Origin of the sequence: Alterirhizorhabdus solaris (assembly GCF_007785815.1) — a bacterium.
Taxonomy (GTDB): Bacteria; Pseudomonadota; Alphaproteobacteria; order Sphingomonadales; family Sphingomonadaceae; genus Alterirhizorhabdus; species Alterirhizorhabdus solaris.
Genome location: NZ_VNIM01000036.1, coordinates 21,219 through 39,171, shown reverse-complemented (window position 1 = coordinate 39,171; position 17,953 = coordinate 21,219). Strand labels below are relative to the sequence as shown.

General features: G+C 71.4%; 20 protein-coding genes and 3 pseudogenes. 7 read left to right on the top strand and 16 right to left on the bottom strand.

Annotated features, from left to right (window positions below; translation table 11 throughout):
- The 4 genes and pseudogenes from FOY91_RS22345 to FOY91_RS10490 form a co-directional block, all read right to left on the bottom strand.
- The coding region (locus FOY91_RS22345) for an Ig-like domain-containing protein (protein ID WP_238995458.1) at positions 1 to 502 on the bottom strand (502 nt) is incomplete at its 3' end.
- Between the two features lie 90 nt (positions 503 to 592).
- Positions 593 to 844: pseudogene (locus FOY91_RS22825) on the bottom strand (Ig-like domain-containing protein); the annotation flags it as partial.
- A 37-nt stretch (positions 845 to 881) separates the two neighbouring features.
- Positions 882 to 1,544: pseudogene (locus FOY91_RS22820) on the bottom strand (BapA/Bap/LapF family prefix-like domain-containing protein); the annotation flags it as partial.
- Positions 1,545 to 2,105: 561 nt separating this feature from the next.
- Positions 2,106 to 3,368 (bottom strand): M20/M25/M40 family metallo-hydrolase, encoded by a 1,263-nt coding sequence (locus FOY91_RS10490; RefSeq protein ID WP_145151117.1) that lies wholly within the window; start codon positions 3,366 to 3,368, stop codon positions 2,106 to 2,108.
- A 144-nt stretch (positions 3,369 to 3,512) separates the two neighbouring features.
- On the opposite strand from FOY91_RS10490, the gene FOY91_RS10485 reads away from it, so the two are divergent.
- Positions 3,513 to 4,709: a DUF2252 family protein gene (locus FOY91_RS10485; protein ID WP_145151114.1), complete on the top strand. Its 1,197-nt coding sequence runs from the start codon at positions 3,513 to 3,515 to the stop codon at positions 4,707 to 4,709.
- 24 nt (positions 4,710 to 4,733) lie between these two features.
- Complete coding sequence (locus FOY91_RS22610) at positions 4,734 to 4,862, top strand: hypothetical protein (protein ID WP_275265949.1); 129 nt, start codon at positions 4,734 to 4,736, stop codon at positions 4,860 to 4,862.
- 68 nt (positions 4,863 to 4,930) lie between these two features.
- Here the strand turns inward: FOY91_RS22610 and FOY91_RS10480 are convergent, their stop codons facing one another.
- From FOY91_RS10480 to FOY91_RS10470, 3 genes are read right to left on the bottom strand one after another with little or no spacing between them, the layout of a single operon-like run.
- Positions 4,931 to 5,500 carry an RNA polymerase sigma factor gene (locus FOY91_RS10480; RefSeq protein ID WP_145151111.1) on the bottom strand — a complete coding sequence of 190 codons (570 nt, stop codon included), beginning with the start codon at positions 5,498 to 5,500 and terminating at the stop codon, positions 4,931 to 4,933.
- Positions 5,501 to 5,507: 7 nt separating this feature from the next.
- On the bottom strand, positions 5,508 to 5,957 hold the full coding sequence (locus FOY91_RS10475) for a periplasmic heavy metal sensor (RefSeq protein WP_145151108.1): 450 nt from the start codon (positions 5,955 to 5,957) through the stop codon (positions 5,508 to 5,510).
- On the bottom strand, positions 5,954 to 6,208 hold the full coding sequence (locus tag FOY91_RS10470) for a hypothetical protein (RefSeq protein ID WP_238995452.1): 255 nt from the start codon (positions 6,206 to 6,208) through the stop codon (positions 5,954 to 5,956). The genes FOY91_RS10475 and FOY91_RS10470 overlap by 4 nt, the downstream gene beginning before the upstream one ends.
- A gap of 158 nt (positions 6,209 to 6,366) precedes the next feature.
- Here FOY91_RS10470 and copC point away from each other — a divergent pair, with 158 nt between their 5' ends.
- Together copC and copD are read left to right on the top strand one after the other, a co-directional pair.
- A complete protein-coding gene (gene copC, locus FOY91_RS10465; RefSeq protein ID WP_145151105.1) occupies positions 6,367 to 6,741 on the top strand; it encodes a copper homeostasis periplasmic binding protein CopC in 375 nt (124 codons plus the stop codon).
- Positions 6,742 to 6,762: 21 nt separating this feature from the next.
- Positions 6,763 to 7,674: a copper homeostasis membrane protein CopD gene (copD, locus tag FOY91_RS10460; protein WP_145151102.1), complete on the top strand. Its 912-nt coding sequence runs from the start codon at positions 6,763 to 6,765 to the stop codon at positions 7,672 to 7,674.
- Positions 7,675 to 7,698: 24 nt separating this feature from the next.
- On the opposite strand, the gene htpX is transcribed toward copD, so the two are convergent.
- Positions 7,699 to 8,655: a zinc metalloprotease HtpX gene (htpX, locus tag FOY91_RS10455; protein WP_145151099.1), complete on the bottom strand. Its 957-nt coding sequence runs from the start codon at positions 8,653 to 8,655 to the stop codon at positions 7,699 to 7,701.
- A gap of 72 nt (positions 8,656 to 8,727) precedes the next feature.
- Here htpX and FOY91_RS10450 point away from each other — a divergent pair, with 72 nt between their 5' ends.
- Positions 8,728 to 8,901 (top strand): DUF1674 domain-containing protein, encoded by a 174-nt coding sequence (locus FOY91_RS10450; protein ID WP_145151096.1) that lies wholly within the window; start codon positions 8,728 to 8,730, stop codon positions 8,899 to 8,901.
- Between the two features lie 37 nt (positions 8,902 to 8,938).
- On the opposite strand, the gene FOY91_RS10445 is transcribed toward FOY91_RS10450, so the two are convergent.
- The 3 genes from FOY91_RS10445 to tsaD form a co-directional block, all read right to left on the bottom strand.
- Complete coding sequence (locus FOY91_RS10445; RefSeq protein ID WP_145151093.1) at positions 8,939 to 9,388, bottom strand: hypothetical protein; 450 nt, start codon at positions 9,386 to 9,388, stop codon at positions 8,939 to 8,941.
- Between the two features lie 89 nt (positions 9,389 to 9,477).
- The gene (locus tag FOY91_RS10440; protein ID WP_145151090.1) at positions 9,478 to 10,464 is read right to left on the bottom strand and encodes an NAD(P)H-dependent glycerol-3-phosphate dehydrogenase; all 987 of its coding nucleotides are present in this window, start codon (positions 10,462 to 10,464) and stop codon (positions 9,478 to 9,480) included.
- The gene (gene tsaD / locus FOY91_RS10435) at positions 10,461 to 11,495 is read right to left on the bottom strand and encodes a tRNA (adenosine(37)-N6)-threonylcarbamoyltransferase complex transferase subunit TsaD (protein ID WP_145151087.1); all 1,035 of its coding nucleotides are present in this window, start codon (positions 11,493 to 11,495) and stop codon (positions 10,461 to 10,463) included. The genes FOY91_RS10440 and tsaD overlap by 4 nt, the downstream gene beginning before the upstream one ends.
- A 43-nt stretch (positions 11,496 to 11,538) precedes the next feature.
- Here tsaD and hemC point away from each other — a divergent pair, with 43 nt between their 5' ends.
- Complete coding sequence (hemC, locus tag FOY91_RS10430) at positions 11,539 to 12,492, top strand: hydroxymethylbilane synthase (protein WP_145151084.1); 954 nt, start codon at positions 11,539 to 11,541, stop codon at positions 12,490 to 12,492.
- A 265-nt stretch (positions 12,493 to 12,757) separates the two neighbouring features.
- The gene (locus tag FOY91_RS10425) at positions 12,758 to 13,414 is read left to right on the top strand and encodes a uroporphyrinogen-III synthase (RefSeq protein WP_145151178.1); all 657 of its coding nucleotides are present in this window, start codon (positions 12,758 to 12,760) and stop codon (positions 13,412 to 13,414) included.
- A gap of 23 nt (positions 13,415 to 13,437) precedes the next feature.
- Here FOY91_RS10425 and FOY91_RS22335 read toward each other — a convergent pair.
- The 5 genes and pseudogenes from FOY91_RS22335 to FOY91_RS10405 all read right to left on the bottom strand — a co-directional run.
- Positions 13,438 to 13,818: pseudogene (locus tag FOY91_RS22335) on the bottom strand (apolipoprotein N-acyltransferase); the annotation flags it as partial.
- Positions 13,819 to 14,054: 236 nt separating this feature from the next.
- Positions 14,055 to 15,377 carry a PQQ-dependent sugar dehydrogenase gene (locus FOY91_RS10420; RefSeq protein WP_203234539.1) on the bottom strand — a complete coding sequence of 441 codons (1,323 nt, stop codon included), beginning with the start codon at positions 15,375 to 15,377 and terminating at the stop codon, positions 14,055 to 14,057.
- 7 nt (positions 15,378 to 15,384) lie between these two features.
- Complete coding sequence (locus FOY91_RS10415; RefSeq protein WP_145151081.1) at positions 15,385 to 16,284, bottom strand: hemolysin family protein; 900 nt, start codon at positions 16,282 to 16,284, stop codon at positions 15,385 to 15,387.
- Positions 16,285 to 16,371: 87 nt separating this feature from the next.
- Positions 16,372 to 16,887 carry an rRNA maturation RNase YbeY gene (gene ybeY / locus FOY91_RS10410; protein ID WP_145151078.1) on the bottom strand — a complete coding sequence of 172 codons (516 nt, stop codon included), beginning with the start codon at positions 16,885 to 16,887 and terminating at the stop codon, positions 16,372 to 16,374.
- A 24-nt stretch (positions 16,888 to 16,911) separates the two neighbouring features.
- A complete protein-coding gene (locus FOY91_RS10405) occupies positions 16,912 to 17,907 on the bottom strand; it encodes a PhoH family protein (protein WP_145151075.1) in 996 nt (331 codons plus the stop codon).
- Between the last annotated feature and the right edge of the window lie 46 nt (positions 17,908 to 17,953).

Here is a 17,953-nt window from a genome sequence, read left to right as displayed (position 1 = left end):
CCGCGGTGGGCTGTGCGGGGGCGGTGAAATCCGGTGCGAACGTGCTGACACCGGTCGAGGCGTTGCCCGCCGCATCGGCCTGCACTGCGTCGATCCGCTCGCCGTTGGCCAGCGGCGGCGTCAGCGTCACGCCATAGCGCCCGTCGGCATCGACCAGCGCGGTGCCGAGCACGATGCCCGCCGGGCCGGTGAGGGTAACGGTGGCGCCCGCCTCGCCGGTCCCGGTCACGAGCGTGCCCGTGCCGTCGATGGCGATCGTCGGCGCGGGCGGCGCGGTGATGTCGGGCGGGGTCACGGCGACATTCGGCGAGGTGTTGCCCGCCGCATCGCTCTGGCTCACGGTCAGCGTGCCGCCGTTCGCCTGTGCAGGCGACAGCGGGATGGCATAATTACCCTCGGCGTCGACAACCCCGCTGCCGATCGGCGATCCGTCGCCATTGACGACGGTGACGCGCGCGCCCGCTTCGCCGACGCCCGTCACGCTCGTGCCGTCACCGGCCACCACGGCCGTCGGGGCGGCGGGCGCCGTGATGTCGGGTGATGCAAGCGTCGTCGTAGGCGAGGTGTTGCCCGCCGTATCGCTCTGACTGACCGACAGCGTACCGCCGTTCGCCTGCACGGGTGAAAGCGCCACGGAATAACTGCCGTCCGCCGCGACGATGGCGGTGCCGATCACCGCCCCCGACGCGTCGCGGACCATCACCGAGGCCCCGGCTTCGCCCTCGCCGGTGACGATGCTCCCGGTCGCGTCGATGCTGGCGGCCGGCGCGAGGGGCGCGGTGGTGTCCGGCAGCGTGACGAGCGTGCCGGGCGATACGTTGCCGGCGGGATCGGCCTGCGTCACCGTCAGTTCCTGGTCGTCCGCCCCGGGGCGATACGATCACGCTGAAGGTGCCGTCCGCCTCGACGACGGTGGTGCCGACGACGGTGCCGTCCCCGTTCAGCACCGCGATGGTGGCACCCGGTTCGCCACTGCCGTCGAGCCTCGTGCCGTCATCGCGGACGATGACGTCCGGCGCATCCGGCGCATCCCGGTCGGGCGCGGCCCCCGGATCGAGGATGATCGGAGGACTGTCACCACCGTCACCGGGATCCTCCTCGCCGGAGTCGTCGCTCTCGGCGCTTCCCGCGCTCGCCGCCGCGACGACGCCGCCCGCGGCGGCAAGGCCGCTGAGGAGCGCCACCGGAAGCGCCAGCGACGACCCGCCGCCCGCCGCCGATCCGGCCAGCAGGTCGTCCAGATCGCGGATCGCCGAAAATCGCAGGGCCGTGGCATCGACACGCGCGAGCCAGAGGCTGCCGTCGCCTTCGCGCAGAACGAGATCGTTCACGCCGATCGGGGCGTCGCCCGGATAGAAATTCGCGATCCGCGTCTGCTCGCCATTGGCAAGGCGGATGACGAGGTCGTGTTCCTGCCGTTCGAACCCGGCAATTTCGGCACGTGTCAGAGCCGGGCGGACAATGCTGGGGGCGTTCAGGCTGACGGTGCCCGACGTCATTTGGGACACGTTGCCAGTCGCCTTGGAGATTACCTGAACGTCCACCGCTCGCTCCCTCGCCAATCGGCTATCCTGTTCGCCCGTTTTACGTGGGCGAATCGTTTTGCGCTCAAGAACGATAATATATCTGCGCCGTTCTGGCCGGCCACGTTCCGATTACGGAATCAATTTGAGGGTGGACTATCCGAGCCACGAATGGCTCAGAAGGTTTACTTTAAAGTAACCAATTTTGGCGCATTATACTTCGCCATTTTCCCGAAAGGGGGAGCGGTTTTATTTTCATGGTGCGCCACGTACCATTTATCGACGTGCGCGATCGGCCATGCCGGCGGATCGTGCGGCCTGCCGTTCCCGGTCCAACATAGGGCGACGGCATCCGCCATCGGGTTTCGGGGCAATCCATCCTCTCGCGCGGATCGGACATTGATCGTCTCGCCGTTGCGTCATCTCCTGCCGCAATGTCAGCGTCGACGGACCTCCGGAATGCCGCAGCGATGCCGCTCCCGGGTATGGCCGGCTTATGACGGCTGCCCGGACGGCAGAACCCGATGCGTCACCGCTCGGGAGGCGGATACCTTCCCGTCGCCGCCAGGCGTGGTCGAGCGGTCAGCGCCCCGCGAAGGTGACGAGGCTTTCCGACCCGTCCGCCGCCAGCGCGGAAACCCCGACGAAATTGTCGTCGACCGGCGTCTGCGCGAGCACCGTGGCGGTGCCCGCCACGTCGCGCTGCCCGGTCCAGTCCGCCCTGTCGTTGCGGCGCCAGCGCACGCGGTAGCCGGCAGCGCCCGGCGACGGTGTCCAGGTGACCTTGGTGTCGCGCGACAGCGCGCCGGAGATCGTCGCGGTGGCGGGTGCTGCGGGGGCGGCGGCCAGGTGGGCGAGCGTCGCGATATTGATCGCCGTCACCTTTGCCAGATAGGCGAAGTCCATCCTGTCGATCGTGTCGCCGTAGGCGACGCCGCCCTCGCGCCGCAGATCCTGATGCTGGGCGTCCCAGTCCTCGTTGGCGACCGAGAAGCGCACGGCGGGGTAGCCCAGCTTCAGGAACGGCTCGTGGTCGCCGCCGCGGCCGAAGCGGTCGGGACGGCGGTCGAGGAACACGTCAAGCTTGCGGGGCAGGCCGTCGGCGATGCCGTCGATCGCCTTGGCGAGCGCGCGGCTGGGGCCGTCGTCCTCGCCGCCGTTGCCGCGTCGCGCCGTCTGCGCCGCCTCGCCTTCCGACGAGCGGATGCCCTCGGAGAAGACCCGGACATAGCCGTCCTCGCGCTTGCCGCCCTGCCCCACCGTGTTGCCGACGATGTCGTTGTTGAGCATCGCCGTCACGTCCCAGCCGCGCGCTCTGGCGGTGTCGGCGAGGAGCGTCGCGCCCCACAGCCCCTGCTCCTCGCCCGAGAAGACGGCGTACACGATCGTCGCATCGAACCGCCGCTGCGACAGCGCGCGCGCGGCCTCCAGCACCAGCGCCACGCCCGACGCATCGTCGTTGGCGCCCGGGGCGTCGGAGGTCGCGTCCATCACGTCGGTGACGCGGCTGTCGATATGCGCGCCGACGATGACGACACGGTTCGGATCGCGGCCGGGCTGGATGCCGAGCACGTCCTCGACGACGACGCCGTCCGGCGCGCGCGGGCCGGTGAAGCGGCGGGCGATCCGCTCGACCCGGATGCAGCCGCCACACCCGCGGCCGATCTGCTCGAACTGCGCCGCCGTCCACGTCCGTGCGGCGCCGATGCCGCGCCGCGGATCGGTGGCGGACGAGGCGGTGTGGCGGGTACCGAAGCCCACCAGCGCCGCGACGTCGGCCCTGAGGCGCTGTGGCGAGGGAGCGGGCTGGATGGCGGCAGCGGCGGCGGCGAGGAGGATCAGCATGGCCCGTTGTGGCGCGGATCGTGCGGCCGCTCAAGCGTTGCGGATCGCCGCCCCGCGTGCCGGGGTTCCGCATAAACGCATGGAAACATTGCGTCACAATGGCCTTCCGCGCGTTTGTAGCCCGAACACGGGGATGAAGACGCCATGAAGATGCCCACACCCGAAGAACGCCTCGCCCATCTCGAGGCGAGCCGCCATCTGAAGATGGCACGCTCGGCGCACGCCTATGTCCGGGGCAATACGGCCCAGTTCTACGAATGGCTGGAAGCATCCCCGGCGGCACGACGCCTGCCCGACGGGCCGTCGGTGTGGATCTGCGGGGACTGCCACCTGGGCAACCTCGGCCCGATCGCTAACACGCAGGGACAGGTCGAGATCCAGATACGCGATCTCGATCAGGCGGTGATCGGCAATCCGGCGCACGACCTGATCCGGCTCGGCCTGTCGCTCGCCACCGCAGCGCGCGGCTCCGACCTGTCGGGGGTGACGACGGCGCGGATGATCGAGCAGATGATCGAGGGCTACGAAACGGCGATCGACGACCCGACCGAGGACGACGCCGGGCCGGAGCCGGACGCGGTGCGCAGCGTGCGGCGGCGCGCGCTCGGCCGGCGCTGGCGGCATCTGGCGCGGGAAAGGCTGGAGGATACGGCGCCGACCATCCCGCTCGGTCGCAAGTTCTGGGCACTCGACGCGCGGGAACGCGACGCGCTCGTCACGTTGTTCGACGATCCGGCGGTCGCGCGGATGGTCCTCTCGCTGGACCGCCGGGAGGCGGATCGGGCGGTCCGGCTCGTCGATGCGGCCTACTGGATGAAGGGGTGCAGTTCGCTCGGCCTGATGCGCTTTGCCGTGCTGGTCGCATTGAAGAACGGCAAGGGGCGGTCGGATCATGCGCTCGTCGACCTGAAGGAGGCGGTGGCGCCGGTCGCGCCGGCGGCGCGCAATGCCGCCATGCCCGCCGACCCCGCCGAGCGCGTGGTCGCCGCCGCCCGCGCGCTTTCACCGCATCTGGGATCGCGGATGATGGCGGTGACGCTGCTTGATCGATCGCTGTTCATGCGCGAGCTGTCGCCGCAGGATCTGAAGCTGGAAGTCGGCCAGTTCAGCGAGCGGCAGGCGGCGCGCGCGGCGCGCTATCTGGCGTTCGTCGTCGGCAAGGCGCACGCCCGGCAGATGGATGCCGCCACCAGGCACGAATGGCGCGCGATCCTGGCCGCCGGCCGATCCGCCCAGATCGATGCCCCGTCGTGGCTGTGGGACAGCGTCGTCTCCCTCGCGGGCAGTCACGAGACGGGATATCTGCAGCACTGCCGAACCCACGCGACGGCGCGGGCCTGACCGCCGGGGCCGGCGACAGCGCGCATGGCGATGCGCGCCATGCAGGGTCGCCATGCGGAAACGGGAAGTGACGACGGCGGAACAGGCGACGGCGAAGCATCGGAAGCGGCTCGTGATCCGTACATGACGGGCCATGCCGGTGGCCATGACTGACGGGATACAGGAAAGTCGTTTGCCTTGACCGGCCCCAGCGGCGGATCGTAGTTCCCCCCTTTCTCCTTTCAGCGCATCGCCTCGGCCAGCTTGCCCCGCGCGCGATACAGCCGGGTCTCGATCGCCTTCTCGCTTACCCCTAGCGCCACCGCCGCCTCGGCCTGGGTCAGCCCCTCCACGGTGCGCAGCAGCAGCGTCTCCTTCAGCGTCGCCGGCAGCGCGGCGATGGCTGTGTTGAGGCGGGCCATCTCCTGCCGGTCGGCCGCCGCGGTGTCGGCGCCGGGTGCGTCGTCGGGCATTGCCTCGGCCAGCGCACGATTGTCGTCGCCGCCGGTCAGGCCGAAGAAGGCGCGCACCCGCCGCCGCCGCTGCCAGTCCCGGCTCTTGTTGATCGCGATGCGGGCGAGCCATGCGCGCATCGGTCGTGCGCCGTCGTAACGGGCAAGGTTGCGGAACGCGGCGACGAACGTCTCCTGCGTCACGTCCAGCGCCTCCTCGGCCTCGCCGATATGCCCCCGGATCAGGCGATACACCGGATCGCGATGCCGCCGCATGATCGCCGCGAACGCCGCCCGTCGCCCGGCCAGCGACAGCGCGGCCAGCTCGCCATCGGTGCAGGCGTCGAGGTCGAGGCTCAAGCCGACGCTACCGGGCGTCGGCGGCAGCGTTGGCGGTCAGGGCCTTCGTCACCGCCTTGTCGAAGCGTGCCGCCTGATCGGGCCGCAACAAGGCCCGCATGGCGAACAGGTGCGTCAGCGTCTCCTTCTGCAACGCGCCCATCGCGTGATGCGAGGCATCGACCGCCGCCAGCACCGCCGGCCCGGCGCGATGCTCGCCCGCGATCGCATCGGCCAGCCTGGCGTTGTCCGCGCGCATCTCCAGCTCCAGCGCGCGGCGACGGATGGCGAAGCGGCCCTCCAGCGCCTCGATCGCGCGATGCTGGGCGGGATCGAGATCGAGTTCCTCGTGCAGCATCGCGTGCAGTTCGCCCCCCTCGGCCGGGGCCGGCATCATCAGCCGGTGGCCGAGGAACACGCCGGCGAGTGCGGCGGCAAAGGCGATCGCGGCGATCGCCAGCCAGCCCGGCCACCTCATCGCAACAGACCGGACAGCAGGGTGGACGGCGCGAGCGCGGTGGCGCTGTCCAGCACGGGCGACGCCTGCGCGGGGGCGGGCGCCAGGCCGGCGCTGGCCACGCCGATCGCCACGGCCCCCACCGCCGCCAGCACGCCCGCACGCAGCGGCGCGGCGGGCGGCGCGGCATCGATCCGCGCGAACACCGCCGCGTCGATCGCCGCCAGTGCCGGGGGGGGCGGCCTGCGCGCCGAGGCGGGCCAGCGTGGCATCCAGATCGCGGTTCATCTCGGGCTCGTCCTCGTTGCGGGTCGCACTGGATACGCAGGGCGCGATCCTAACCCTCGCCGCACGACGATGCGAGGGATAGCGCAGGGCCACGCGTATGGCATGGTAGTCGGCACGCCGCCGCCCGTTTCAGGAGATACGCATGTTCGCCAGGATCACGACCGCGCTGTTCGTCGCCGCCCTCGCCACCGCCCCGGCGCTGGCCCACCCCAAGCTGGCGAGCGCGCTGCCGGCGGCGGATTCGGCCGGCCCCGCCCCGGCGAAGATCCAGCTGAAGTTCACCGAGAAGCTCGTGCCGCAATTCTCCACCGCCGATCTGATGATGACGGGGATGCCGGGCATGGCCGCGCACCAGCCGATGAAGGTGAAGCAGACGACGATGGTCGCGCCCGATGGCCTCACCCTCGTCACCACGCCCACCCGCCCGCTGCCGGCCGGCACGTACAAACTGAGCTACAAGGTCGTCTCGGCCGATACGCACAAGATCGACGGCGGCTACAGCTTCACCGTCAAGTAAGGGGCGGGCGGAAGCAGACCGATGGCCGATCCGGCGATGATCGCGGTCCGCTTCGCGCTGTATGCGGTGCTGGCGGCGGCGTTCGGCCTGCCCCTGTTCGCCCTCCAGGCGCTGCGGGGGGGCGAGCGGGTCGTCGGCACCGCGCTCCGTTTCCGGGTGGGCATCGTGGCGGCGGCGGGGGCCGGGCTGGCGTTTTCCGCGCTGTGGCTGGCGCTGCTGGCGGCCTCGATGGGGGATACCCCGCTTGCCGGCGTCACCGGCGAGACGGTGGCGTTGCTGATCGACGGCACCGCGATCGGTGCGGCATGGACCGCCCGGATGGCGGCGCTGACGCTGATGCTGCCGGTCGCGTCGCTTGGCGGCCGCGCCCCCCGCACGGCGTTCGGCCTGCTGGCGGTGGCGGGAGCCGTGGCGCTCGGCTCGCTCGCGTGGACCGGCCACGGCGCGATGGACGAGGGGGTGCGCGGCTGGGTGCATCTGCTCGCCGATCTCGCCCACCTGCTGGCGGCCGGAGCTTGGATCGGCGCGCTCGCTGCCTTCCTCCGCTTCACCTTCGCGCGCGCGCCCGATCCGGTGCTGGCCCAACGCGTGCTGCACGGCTTCGCCTCCACCGGCACGCTGCTGGTGCTGCTGCTGCTGGGCACCGGCCTCGTCAACGGCTGGGTGCTGGTGGGGCCGGACCATCTCGCCGCACTGGTGACGGACGATTACGGCCGGCTGTTGCTCATCAAGCTGGCGCTGTTCGCCGCGATGCTGGCGCTGGCCGCCGCCAACCGCTTCCGCCACACCCCTGCCCTGCGCGCCACCGTGGACGACCCCGTTCGCGCGCTGGCCGGATTGCGCCGCAGCCTTCTGGCCGAGACGACGGCCGCGCTCGCCATCCTCGTGCTGGTCGCCTGGCTGGGGATGTTGTCTCCGCCCGCGAGCGCATGATCCGGGCGGGCGAACCCGCGCCGGTCAACCCCGCCGGTGCGGATCGAGGGCGCTGGCCCGCCGCCGGGTGACGGGGACGGCCCCCGCCCGCGCTACCGCCGCCCCTGCCCGCGGCACCGAGGCGACGCGCGGCTTCACCCCCATCTCGGCGGCGATGGCGTGCAGCGCGGCGATCCGGTTCGCGGTATCGGGATGGGTGGAAAACAGGCCGTCGCCACCGCGCCCACGCAGCGACGGTACGATATAGAGCGCGGCCGCCGCCGGGTTGCGTTCCACCACCGGGTTCGGCACGCGGCCGGCCCCTTCGGCCAGCTTCGCCAGCGCGGAGGCGAGGGCGTGCGGCTTGCCCGAAATCTCCGCGCCCGCGCGGTCCGCGCCATATTCGCGGGTGCGGCTGATCGCCATCTGCACGATCATCGCGGCGAACGGCGCGATCAGCACGGCGGCAATCGAGGCGAGCATGTTCTGCGACCGATCGCCGCTGCCATGGCCGAAGAAGAGCCCGAAATTGGCCAGCATCGAGATGGCGCCCGCGATCGTCGCGGTCATCGTCATGACGAGCGTGTCGCGGTTGCGGACGTGGCCCAGCTCGTGCGCCATCACGCCGGCAATCTCGTCGCGGTCGAGGATCGCGAGCAGCCCGGTCGTCGCCGCCACCGCCGCATGGGCGGGGTCGCGCCCGGTGGCGAAGGCATTGGGGTGAGGCGAGTCGATCACGTACACCCTCGGCATCGGCAGCCCGGCGCGCCCGGCGAGATCGTGGACGAGGCCGACGAACTCGGGACAGTTGCGCACATCCACCTCGCGCGCATCGTGCATCCTCAGCACGATGCGGTCGGCGTTCCAGAAGGTGAACAGGTTCATGCCCACGGCCACCAGCAGCGCGAGCATCGCGCCGGTGGCCCCGCCGAAGGTGAAGCCGAGGCCCATGAACAGCGCGGTCATCGCCGCCAGCAGCATCGTCGTCCTGAAACCGTTCATCTTGCCATCGTGCCTCCTGCCACCGATGTGGGGAGCAGCGATCTTTTCCGCAATCGTCACGGGAACCCAACGATGAACGGCCAGCGCCCACCGCATGTGAAGCCCCCCGCCCACCTTTCGCCCAGCCCGCCGGTGCCCGCGCCCGAAGCGACGCCGATCGCGCCCGAGCATGGCGGCCGCAAGGACGGATCGGACCCCACCCGCTACGGGGACTGGGAACTGAAGGGCATCGCGGTCGACTTCTAGCGGCATCTTCCAGCGGCATCGTCCAACCCACGAGCGGCTACTCGCGATGGGCGATCCGTTCGCGGGTGATCCGGGGATCTTCATACAGGTCGCGCAGGGCGCGGTGGCGGAAGCCGTTCCACCAGCGTTGCCAGCGATGTTCGGCCGCGTCGTTGAGCATGTGGCAGCGCTGGCACAAGGCCCTGAGATTGTCCTGCGCGCTGTTGCCGGGATCATGGTCGAGATGCGCGCAGGCCAGCACGACATAGGTCGTGCGAACGCTCTCCAGCGCGAAGGCGACCTTCCGGCGGATGCGCCTGCCGTGACCGGTTCGCCAGCATCCCACGGCGGTATCCCACCAGCGCCCGTCGCCCAGATGCGCCACCCGCTTCAGATGCGGCCGCGCGCATGCCTCGCAGCGGGAACCGGCCCGGCCGAACCGCACCGTGCCGGAAAGCTGATCCCAGTCGATCGGGTAGAGCCAGCGATTCTCGGGGCGGATCGGCATCGCCCTTTCATGAGTCCGCATCACCGACAACGGAAGCGAAATCTTCGCCTTTTGTTATGGTTACGTTCCGCCCGGCAGCGCGTCGGCGTTCAGCCCTCGTACGTCAGCGGCCGGGCGAGCAACGCTTCGACCACGTCGTCCACCGCGGCGCTGCCGCCGAGCAGCGCGCACACCCCCGCCACGATCGGCATGTCCACGCCCGCCGCCGCCGCCGCCTCGTGCAGCACGGGGGCGGTGAAGGCACCTTCGGCCACGGTGCGTCGATCGGCGAGCAGGTCCGCCGCGCTTCGCCCCTGGCCGAGGCCGAGGCCCAGCGAGAAATTGCGTGAACTCGTCGACGAGCAGGTGAGCACCAGATCGCCCAGCCCCGCCAGCCCCGCCAGCGTCTCCGTGCGGGCGCCGCGCGCGCGGCCGAAGCGGACCATCTCGGCGAAGCCCCGGCTGATGAGCGCCGCGCGCGCATTCTGGCCGAGACCGCGCCCTTCCACCACGCCGCAGGCGATCGCGAGCACGTTCTTCACCGCCCCCCCAATCTCCGCGCCGATCACGTCGGTGGAGAGATAGGGGCGAAAGCCGGGGCGGGCGAGCCGCGCCGCCAGCGCCGCGCCCACGCTTTCGTCGGCACAGGCGAGCGTCACGGCGGTGGGCAGGCCCGCCCCCACCTCGTGCGCGAAGGTGGGGCCGGACAGGACGGCGATGGCGTCGTCGCCCCGAAAGTCGGCGGCGATCTCGGACATCAGCCGGCCGCTGCCCGCCTCGATCCCCTTGGCGCACAGCACCAGCGGCGCATCGCCGGGCGGCAGCGCGGCCAGCACCCCGCGCAGATGCTGCGCCGGGGTGACGACGAGCAGCGCGTCGCACGCCGACAGATCCGCCAGCGCGCCCGTCGCGCGGATCGCGGGGGAGAGCGGCACGCCCGGCAGGAACAACGGATTCGCATGATCGTCGTTCACCGCCGCCACCACCTCGGCCTCGCGCGCCCACAGCAGCACGGGCTCGCCGCCCGCCGCCGCCGTCTGCGCCAGCGCGGTGCCCCACGCGCCCGCGCCGATCACGCCGATCGATCCGATGCTCATGCCTTCACCCCCGCCCCGCGCGCCTTTTCCGCCGTGGGGTCCAGCGGCCAGCGCGCGCGCGCCGCCACGTCCAGCCCGTCGGTCAGCCCGGCGGCGAGGCGTTCGGCCCCGGCCCAGGCGATCATCGCCGCATTGTCGGTGCACAGCCACCCCGGCGGCGCGACGAACGGCAGGCCGTGCGCGTGCGCCAGATCGGCCAGCGCCGCGCGGACCGCGCCATTGGCCGCCACGCCGCCGGCCACCACCAGCGCCGTCGCACCATCGGCCACGGCCAGCGCGCGGCGGGTGCGATCGAGCAGGCAATCGACCACCGCCTGCTGGAACGACGCCGCGATATCCCCGGCCGAATGGACCCCGGCATCGCGCGCGCGCAGCACCGCGCTCTTGAGGCCAGCGAAGGAGAAATGCGGCTCGGCCGTGCCCACCAGCGGGCGCGGCAGCGGCACCGCGCGGGGATTGCCAGCCCGCGCCGCCGCCTCCACGGCCGGCCCGCCGGGAAAGCCGAGGCCGAGCAGCTTTGCCGTCTTGTCGAACGCCTCGCCCGCCGCGTCGTCGATCGTGGTGGCAAGCCGGCGGTAGCGGCCGACGCCCTCCACGAACAGCAGCTGGCAATGCCCGCCGGAGACGAGCAGCAGCAGATAGGGAAACGCCAGCGCCGGATCGGCGAGGCGCGGGGACAGCGCATGCCCCTCCAGATGGTTGACCGCCACCAGCGGCTTGCCCGCCGCCAGCGCCAGCGCCTTGCCCGTCACCAGCCCCACCATCACCCCGCCGATCAGCCCCGGCCCGGCGGTGGCGGCGATGGCGTCGACGTCCGCCAGCGTCACCCCGGCGTCGGCCAGCGCCTGTTCCACCAGCGGGGTCAGCACCTCGACATGCGCGCGCGCCGCGATCTCCGGCACCACGCCGCCATAGGGGCGATGCGCGGCCTCCTGCCCCGCGAGGCGGTGGGCGAGGATGCGGCGGTCGCCGGTCACCAGCGCGGCGGCCGTCTCGTCGCAGGAGGATTCGAGGCCGAGGATCAGGGTCATGCCCGCTTCCCTGCCACCGCGCATGGCGTTAGGGCAACCGCCCATGCGTCTCCCTCTCCGTCTCGGTACGCGCGGTTCGCCGCTGGCACTCACCCAGGCCCGCATGGTCGCGGCCGCCCTGCGCGCGGCGCACGGCTGGCGCGACGGCGATATCGTGATCGTGCCGATCAGGACGAGCGGCGACAGGATCCAGGATCGCGCGCTGGCCGAAGTGGGCGGCAAGGCGCTGTGGACCAAGGAGCTGGATCGCGCGCTGATCGAGGGCGAGATCGATTTCGCGGTCCACTCGATGAAGGATGTCGAGACGATCCGCCCTCCGCAAATCGCCATCGCCGCGATGCTGCCGCGCGCCGACGTGCGGGACCGGCTGATCGGCGCGGAGAGCCTCGCCGCGCTGCCCCACCACGCGGTGATCGGTACCTCCTCGCCGCGCCGCTCCGCCCAGTTGCGGCGGGAACGGCCGGACGTGACGATCACGCTGTTCCGCGGCAACGTCGATACCCGCCTGTCGCGGCTGAACCTCGGCGAGGCGGATGCCACGCTGCTGGCGGCGGCGGGGCTGGACCGGCTGGGCCGGCCGGAGATCGGCGCGGCGATCCCGATCGCCGAGATGCTGCCCGCCCCGGCGCAGGGCGCGGTGGGCATCGAGACGCTGGCGGCGAACACCGCGGTGCGCGACCGCATCGCCGCGATCGACGATGTCGCCACCAGCCGCTGCGTGCTGGCCGAACGCGCGCTGCTGGCGGCGCTGGGGGCGGATTGCCGATCACCGGTGGCGGCACTGGCGACGATCGACGGTGCGGCGATGCGGCTGCGCGCCGAGATATTGTCGGAAGACGGCGGTGAGTGCGTGACGGGCGAGGCACGTTTCCCGCCCGACCGGCCCGAGGCCGCCGCCGCGCTGGCGCAGGATCTGCTCGGCCGCGCCAGCCCGGCGCTGCGGGCGCTGTTCACCGGCCCGGCGTCCGGCGATCCGGCGCCCGCCGACCCGGCGTGACGCGCGCCGGTCTCGTGGTGGCGAGGGGGCACCGGCGCGACGGCGGCGGGCCGCTTCGTCATGGCGATGCCGCCCTTCGCGATCGGCACGACCTCGCCCTTGCCGGATGTGCTGACGATCGTGGCCGTCGCTGCCGCTGGTCGCCTCCGCCCGGCGTGACCTTTATGCTGCCGATGCCGTGGCCCGGACGCGGGACAGGCCTCGTCACGGCGGCGGCGACGCACCTCGCGGCGTGCGCGGACTCCCACGGTCCGGCGTGACGCATATGTTGCTGATCCTGCGGCCCCGGCCGGGCGCCAGCGAAACGGCGGCGCGCGCGGCGGCGCTCGGTTTCGTCCCGGTGATGACGCCGCTGTTCACGGTGCGTCCGCTCGACTGGACGCCGCCTGCCCGCGATGCGGTGGCGGCGGTGGTGATGACGAGCGCCAACGCCGCGCGCCACGCCGGGCCGGCGCTGGCCGGGTTCCGCGCCCTGCCGGTGTGGGCGGTCGGTGCAGCGACCGCGCGCGCGGCCCGTGATGCCGGGTGCGCCGATGTGCGCGCGGGCGATGCCGATGCCGCCGCGCTTGCCGGGGCGATCCGCGATGCCGGGACCGGCCCGGTGCTGCATCTGGCCGGGGCCGATCACCGCCCGCTCGACCTGCCCGGCACGATGACGCGGATCGTCTATCGCGCCGATCCGGTCGCCGCGCTCGATCCCCCGGTGATCGCGGCCTTGCGGGCGGGCGCGGTGGCGCTGCTCCATTCGCCGCGTGCGGCGGCGCTGCTGCGCGATCTGGCGCTGGCGGCCGGGCTGCGGCTGGGGGATCTGCGCATCGCCGCGATCAGCCCGGCGGCGATCGCGCCCGCCGCCGCCCAGCGCCGCGCCACCAGCATCAGCGGCAACCCCGCCGCCACGATGAACAGACCCGAGAGGCCATAGGTGCCGATCCATCGCGCTGCCCCCGCCACCGGCAGCACCGGCACCCACAGTACGCCGAGCGGGTTCCATGCGAAGCCGGTGAACAGCGTGGCGCGCAGCCATTCGGTGACGATCCATGCGGCGGCGAACAGCAGCACCAGCCGTACCTTGTCCCCCCGCCCCCAACGCCACGCGAGGCCGGCGGCCACCGCCGGATAGAGCGCGAGGAAAAGAGACAGCAGCAGTACCGCGACCCAGCCGAGCCACGCCGGCATCGCCGCCTGATAGGTGAAGGCGGTGGCGATCCAGTTCAGCCCGAAGCCGAAATGGCCGAGGCCGAACCACCAGCCGATCGCCAGCGCCGTCCGCAACCGTTCGACCCGCGCCAGCCCGAGCATCAACAGTGCGAAAGCGGCCAACGCCACCGGCCACAGATTCCACGGGGCAAAGCCCAGCGCGGAGATCGCGCCGAGCGCCGTCCAACGCAGCTTGCCAGCGGTCCAATAGGCCGCCCTCGCGCCCCGGCTCACGCCTGCCGCCCGCCATGTTCAAACCGCGCCATCACGCCTCCCGTACGGGCATCCGGCACCGCCCGGCGCAGCTAGGCGCTGGCGTGGGCAGGCGCAAGCGGGCGGAACGTGCGGGGAGTGTGGGCCGTGGCTCAGCCCGCCGTCACCCGCCACACCTTGTTGCCGACATCGTCCGCCACCAGCAACGCGCCCGCCCGGTCGACCGCCACGCCGACCGGCCGGCCGTGCGCGTCCTCGTCGCCGTTCAGGAAGCCGGTCAGCACGTCCACCGGCTTGCCCGCGGGCTTGCCCCTGGCGAACGGCACGAAGATCACCTTGTACCCGGCCTTGGGCTTGCGGTTCCACGAGCCGTGCTGGCCGATGAACGCCCCTTGCGCGAACCGCGGGCCAAGCCCCCCGCCGCTGGCGAAGGCCAGCCCCAGCGAGGCGGTGTGGGCACCGAGCGCATAATCCGGGCGGATCACATATTGCTGCTGGTCATCGTCACGGCCATCGACACGCTTGTCGATATAGCCGCCCCAATAATACCACGGCCAGCCGTAGAAACCGCCGAAGTCCACCGAGGTCAGGTAATCGGGCACGATATCCGACCCCAGGCCGTCGCGCTCGTTCACCACGGTCCACAGCATCTTCGTCGCCGGCTCCCACGCCAGCCCGTTCGGATTGCGCAGGCCATAGGCGTAGATGCGGTGCGTGCCGGTGCCTGTGTCCACTTCCCAGATGGCGGCGCGGCTGTCCTCGGCCTCCATCCCGTTCTCGCCGATGTTCGAGTTGGAGCCGACGGTGACGTACAGCTTGGCGCCGTCCGGGCTGGCCAGCACGTTCTTGGTCCAGTGGTGGTTGATCGGGCCGCCGGGCAGATCCGTCACCTTCACCGGGTTCGCCACGCTCGTCTGGCCCGGGCGGAACGCGTAGCGCACCAGCTTGTCGGCCTCGGCCACGTACAGTCGGTCACCCACCAGCGCCATGCCGTAGGGGGAGACCAGCCCGGCGGCGAGCACGGTGCGGGCATCGGCCACGCCGTCGCCATCGGTGTCGCGCAGCAGCACGATGCGGTTCGGGCTGGCGGCACCCGCGCCCGCGCGCTTCATCACCAGCGACTGCACGCGCTCGAACAGGCTCGGCGTCGTCTGCTTGGGCGGCGCGTTCGATTCGGCCACCAGCACGTCGCCGTTGGGCAGCGGCAGCAACCAGCGCGGATGGTCGAGGCCTTCCGCAAAGGCGTCCACCTTCAGCCCCTGCGCCGCCACCGGCGTCTCGCCCGCTTTCCAGCCGATCGCCGGGGCCACGTTGACGACGGGCACCAGCGGCGCATCGGGCTCCGGCAACTCACGGATCGGCCCGGTCATCGCCGAGAGCGGCAGCTTGGCCTGCCCGCTCGCCCGGATGATGAAGTACGCCGCGAACGCCAGCGCGATCAGCACCAGCGGGATCAAGATCCGTTTTCTTCTCACCGCACCCTCACTCGTCGTTCAGCAGGTCGACGGCCGGGGCCGGCGGATGCAGCCGCAGCCGCGTCACGCGCTTGGCATCGCCAGCCGTTATCTCGAGCCGCCAGCCACTGGCGTGTTCCACGATCTCGCCGATCTGCGGCACATGCCCGGCCAGCACCGAGGCCATGCCGCCCAACGTGTCGACATCCTCCTCGATCTCGGCAAGTCGCGGGTCGATCGTCTCGGCCACGTCCTCCAGCTCGGCGCGGGCGTCGGCATCCCACATGCCGTCGTCCAGCGCGGTCAGCAGGGCGCAGGCCTCCTCGTCATGCTCGTCCTCGATCTCGCCGACGATCTCCTCGACCAGATCCTCGATCGTCACCAGCCCCTCGGTGCCCGAATATTCATCGAGCACGATCGCCAGATGCGTGCGGGTGGCGCGCATCTCGGCCAGCAGGTCCAGCACGCCCATCGATTCGGGCACGTAGCGCGGCTGGCGAACCAGCGCCTCCAGCGTCTCCGGGTGCGGCCCGCCGCCGGCGAGGATGGCGAACACGTCCTTGAGGTGGATCATGCCCGTCACGCTGTCGAGGCTGTCGCGATACACCGGCAGGCGGCTGTGGCCCGCATCGGCGAAGGCGGCGACAAGATCCGCGAAGCTGATCGTCTCGGCCACCGCGATGATGTCGGCGCGCGGCACGCCGATGTCGCCCACCGTGCGCTCGCCGAAATGGAGCAGGTTGCGCAGCATCGTGCGCTCCACCGGCGAGAGATCGCCCTTGGCCGGCGCGTCGCCCTCATGCTCCTCGATCGCTTCCTCGATCTGGTCGCGCAGCGAAGGCTCGCTGTCCTCACCGAAGAGCAGGCCGCGCAGGCCGCGCCACAATCGCCCGCCGGTGTCGCCGCTGGTACTGGAATCGTCTGGCATGGTGTCCTGTTCGTGTTGCCCCGCCCCCTTCTACGCGGGCGGGCGAAGCCGAGTCGAGAGATCAGAAACGGAGTGGGGCGGCACGCCTCACGCCTCCTCCACCACATAGGGGTCGGCGATGCCGAGCGAGGCGAGCGCGGTGCGCTCTACCGCCTCCATCGCCTCGGCTTCGGCATCGCCCTCCTCATGGTCGTAGCCGAGCAGGTGGAGCGTGCCGTGGACGATCAGGTGGGTGGCGTGGATGTCCGTCGCCACGCCCTTCTCCACCGCCTCGCGCGCACAGACGCCGTGGGCCAGGATGATGTCACCGAGGAGCACCTCGCCGTCATCGGTATTGGCGAGGCCGTCGAGCAGATCCGCCTGCACCATCGGGAAGGACAGCACGTTGGTCGGCCTGTCCTTGCCGCGATAAGCCGCGTTCAGCGTCTGCACCTCTGCATCGTCGGCGAAGCGCACCGACACCTCGATCGCCACCTCGGCATCGACCAGCGGCGCATAGGGGCTGTGGCGGAATGCGGCGAGCACGGCGGCACCCGCCAGTTTCTCCCACCCGGCCTCGTCGCCGGCCCATACCGGCACGGCCTGGATCGCGACGTCGATCATGCGGCACCCGCCGTTCGGTTATGCTCAGGCATCCTTGCCCTCATAGGCTTCCACGATCCGGCCCACGATCGGGTGGCGCACGACGTCGGCCGCGTTGAAGCGGACCGTCGCCATGCCGTCCACGCCCTCCAGCCTCCCCACCGCATCGGCGAGGCCCGAGACGCCGGGCTGCGGCAGATCGACCTGCTTGGGATCGCCGCACACCACCATCCGGCTGTTCATGCCGAAGCGGGTGAGGAACATCTTCATCTGCGCCACCGTGGTGTTCTGCGCCTCGTCGAGGATGATGAAGGCGTCGCCCAGCGTGCGCCCGCGCATGAAGGCGAGCGGCGCGATCTCGATCTCGCCCGATGTGATCCGCCGCTCCACCTGCTCGGCGGGCAGCATGTCGTACAGCGCGTCGTACAAGGGGCGGAGATAGGGGTCGACCTTCTCCTTCATGTCGCCGGGCAGGAAGCCGAGCCGCTCGCCCGCCTCCACCGCCGGGCGGCTGAGGATCAGGCGATCCACCTGCCCCTGGATCAGCATCTGCACCGCCTGCGCCACTGCCAGATACGTCTTGCCCGTACCCGCCGGCCCGAGCGCGAAGATGATGTCGGCGCTCGCCAGCGCCTCCATGTAGCGGATCTGCGTGGCGGAGCGCGGCACGATCGTCTTCTTGCGGGTGCGGATCATCACGCTCGGCGGCTGGCTCACGTCGGCGCGGATGATGCCGTCGAGCACCGGCTCGGCCGACATGGCGATCACCGCCTCCACCGCGCCGGTATCAAGTTCCTGCCCCTGCACCAGCCGGTTGTAGAGGCCGGTCAGCACCTCGCGGGCGCGGGCGGCCTGCTCGGCCAGCCCCTCGATCTGGATCTTGTTGCCGCGCGCGGCGATGTAGACGCCGAGCCGGTTCTCGATCGCCACGAGGTTGCGATCATACTCGCCGAACAGTTTGCCGATCAGCTGCGGCTTGTCGAACAGGATTTCGAGCCGGGCACGATCCCCGACCTGAGCTTGCACTGGCTTACGCGACATAAACCTCCGTCACCGCGTTTCCCGCAGGAGACGGGATTCGCAAGCG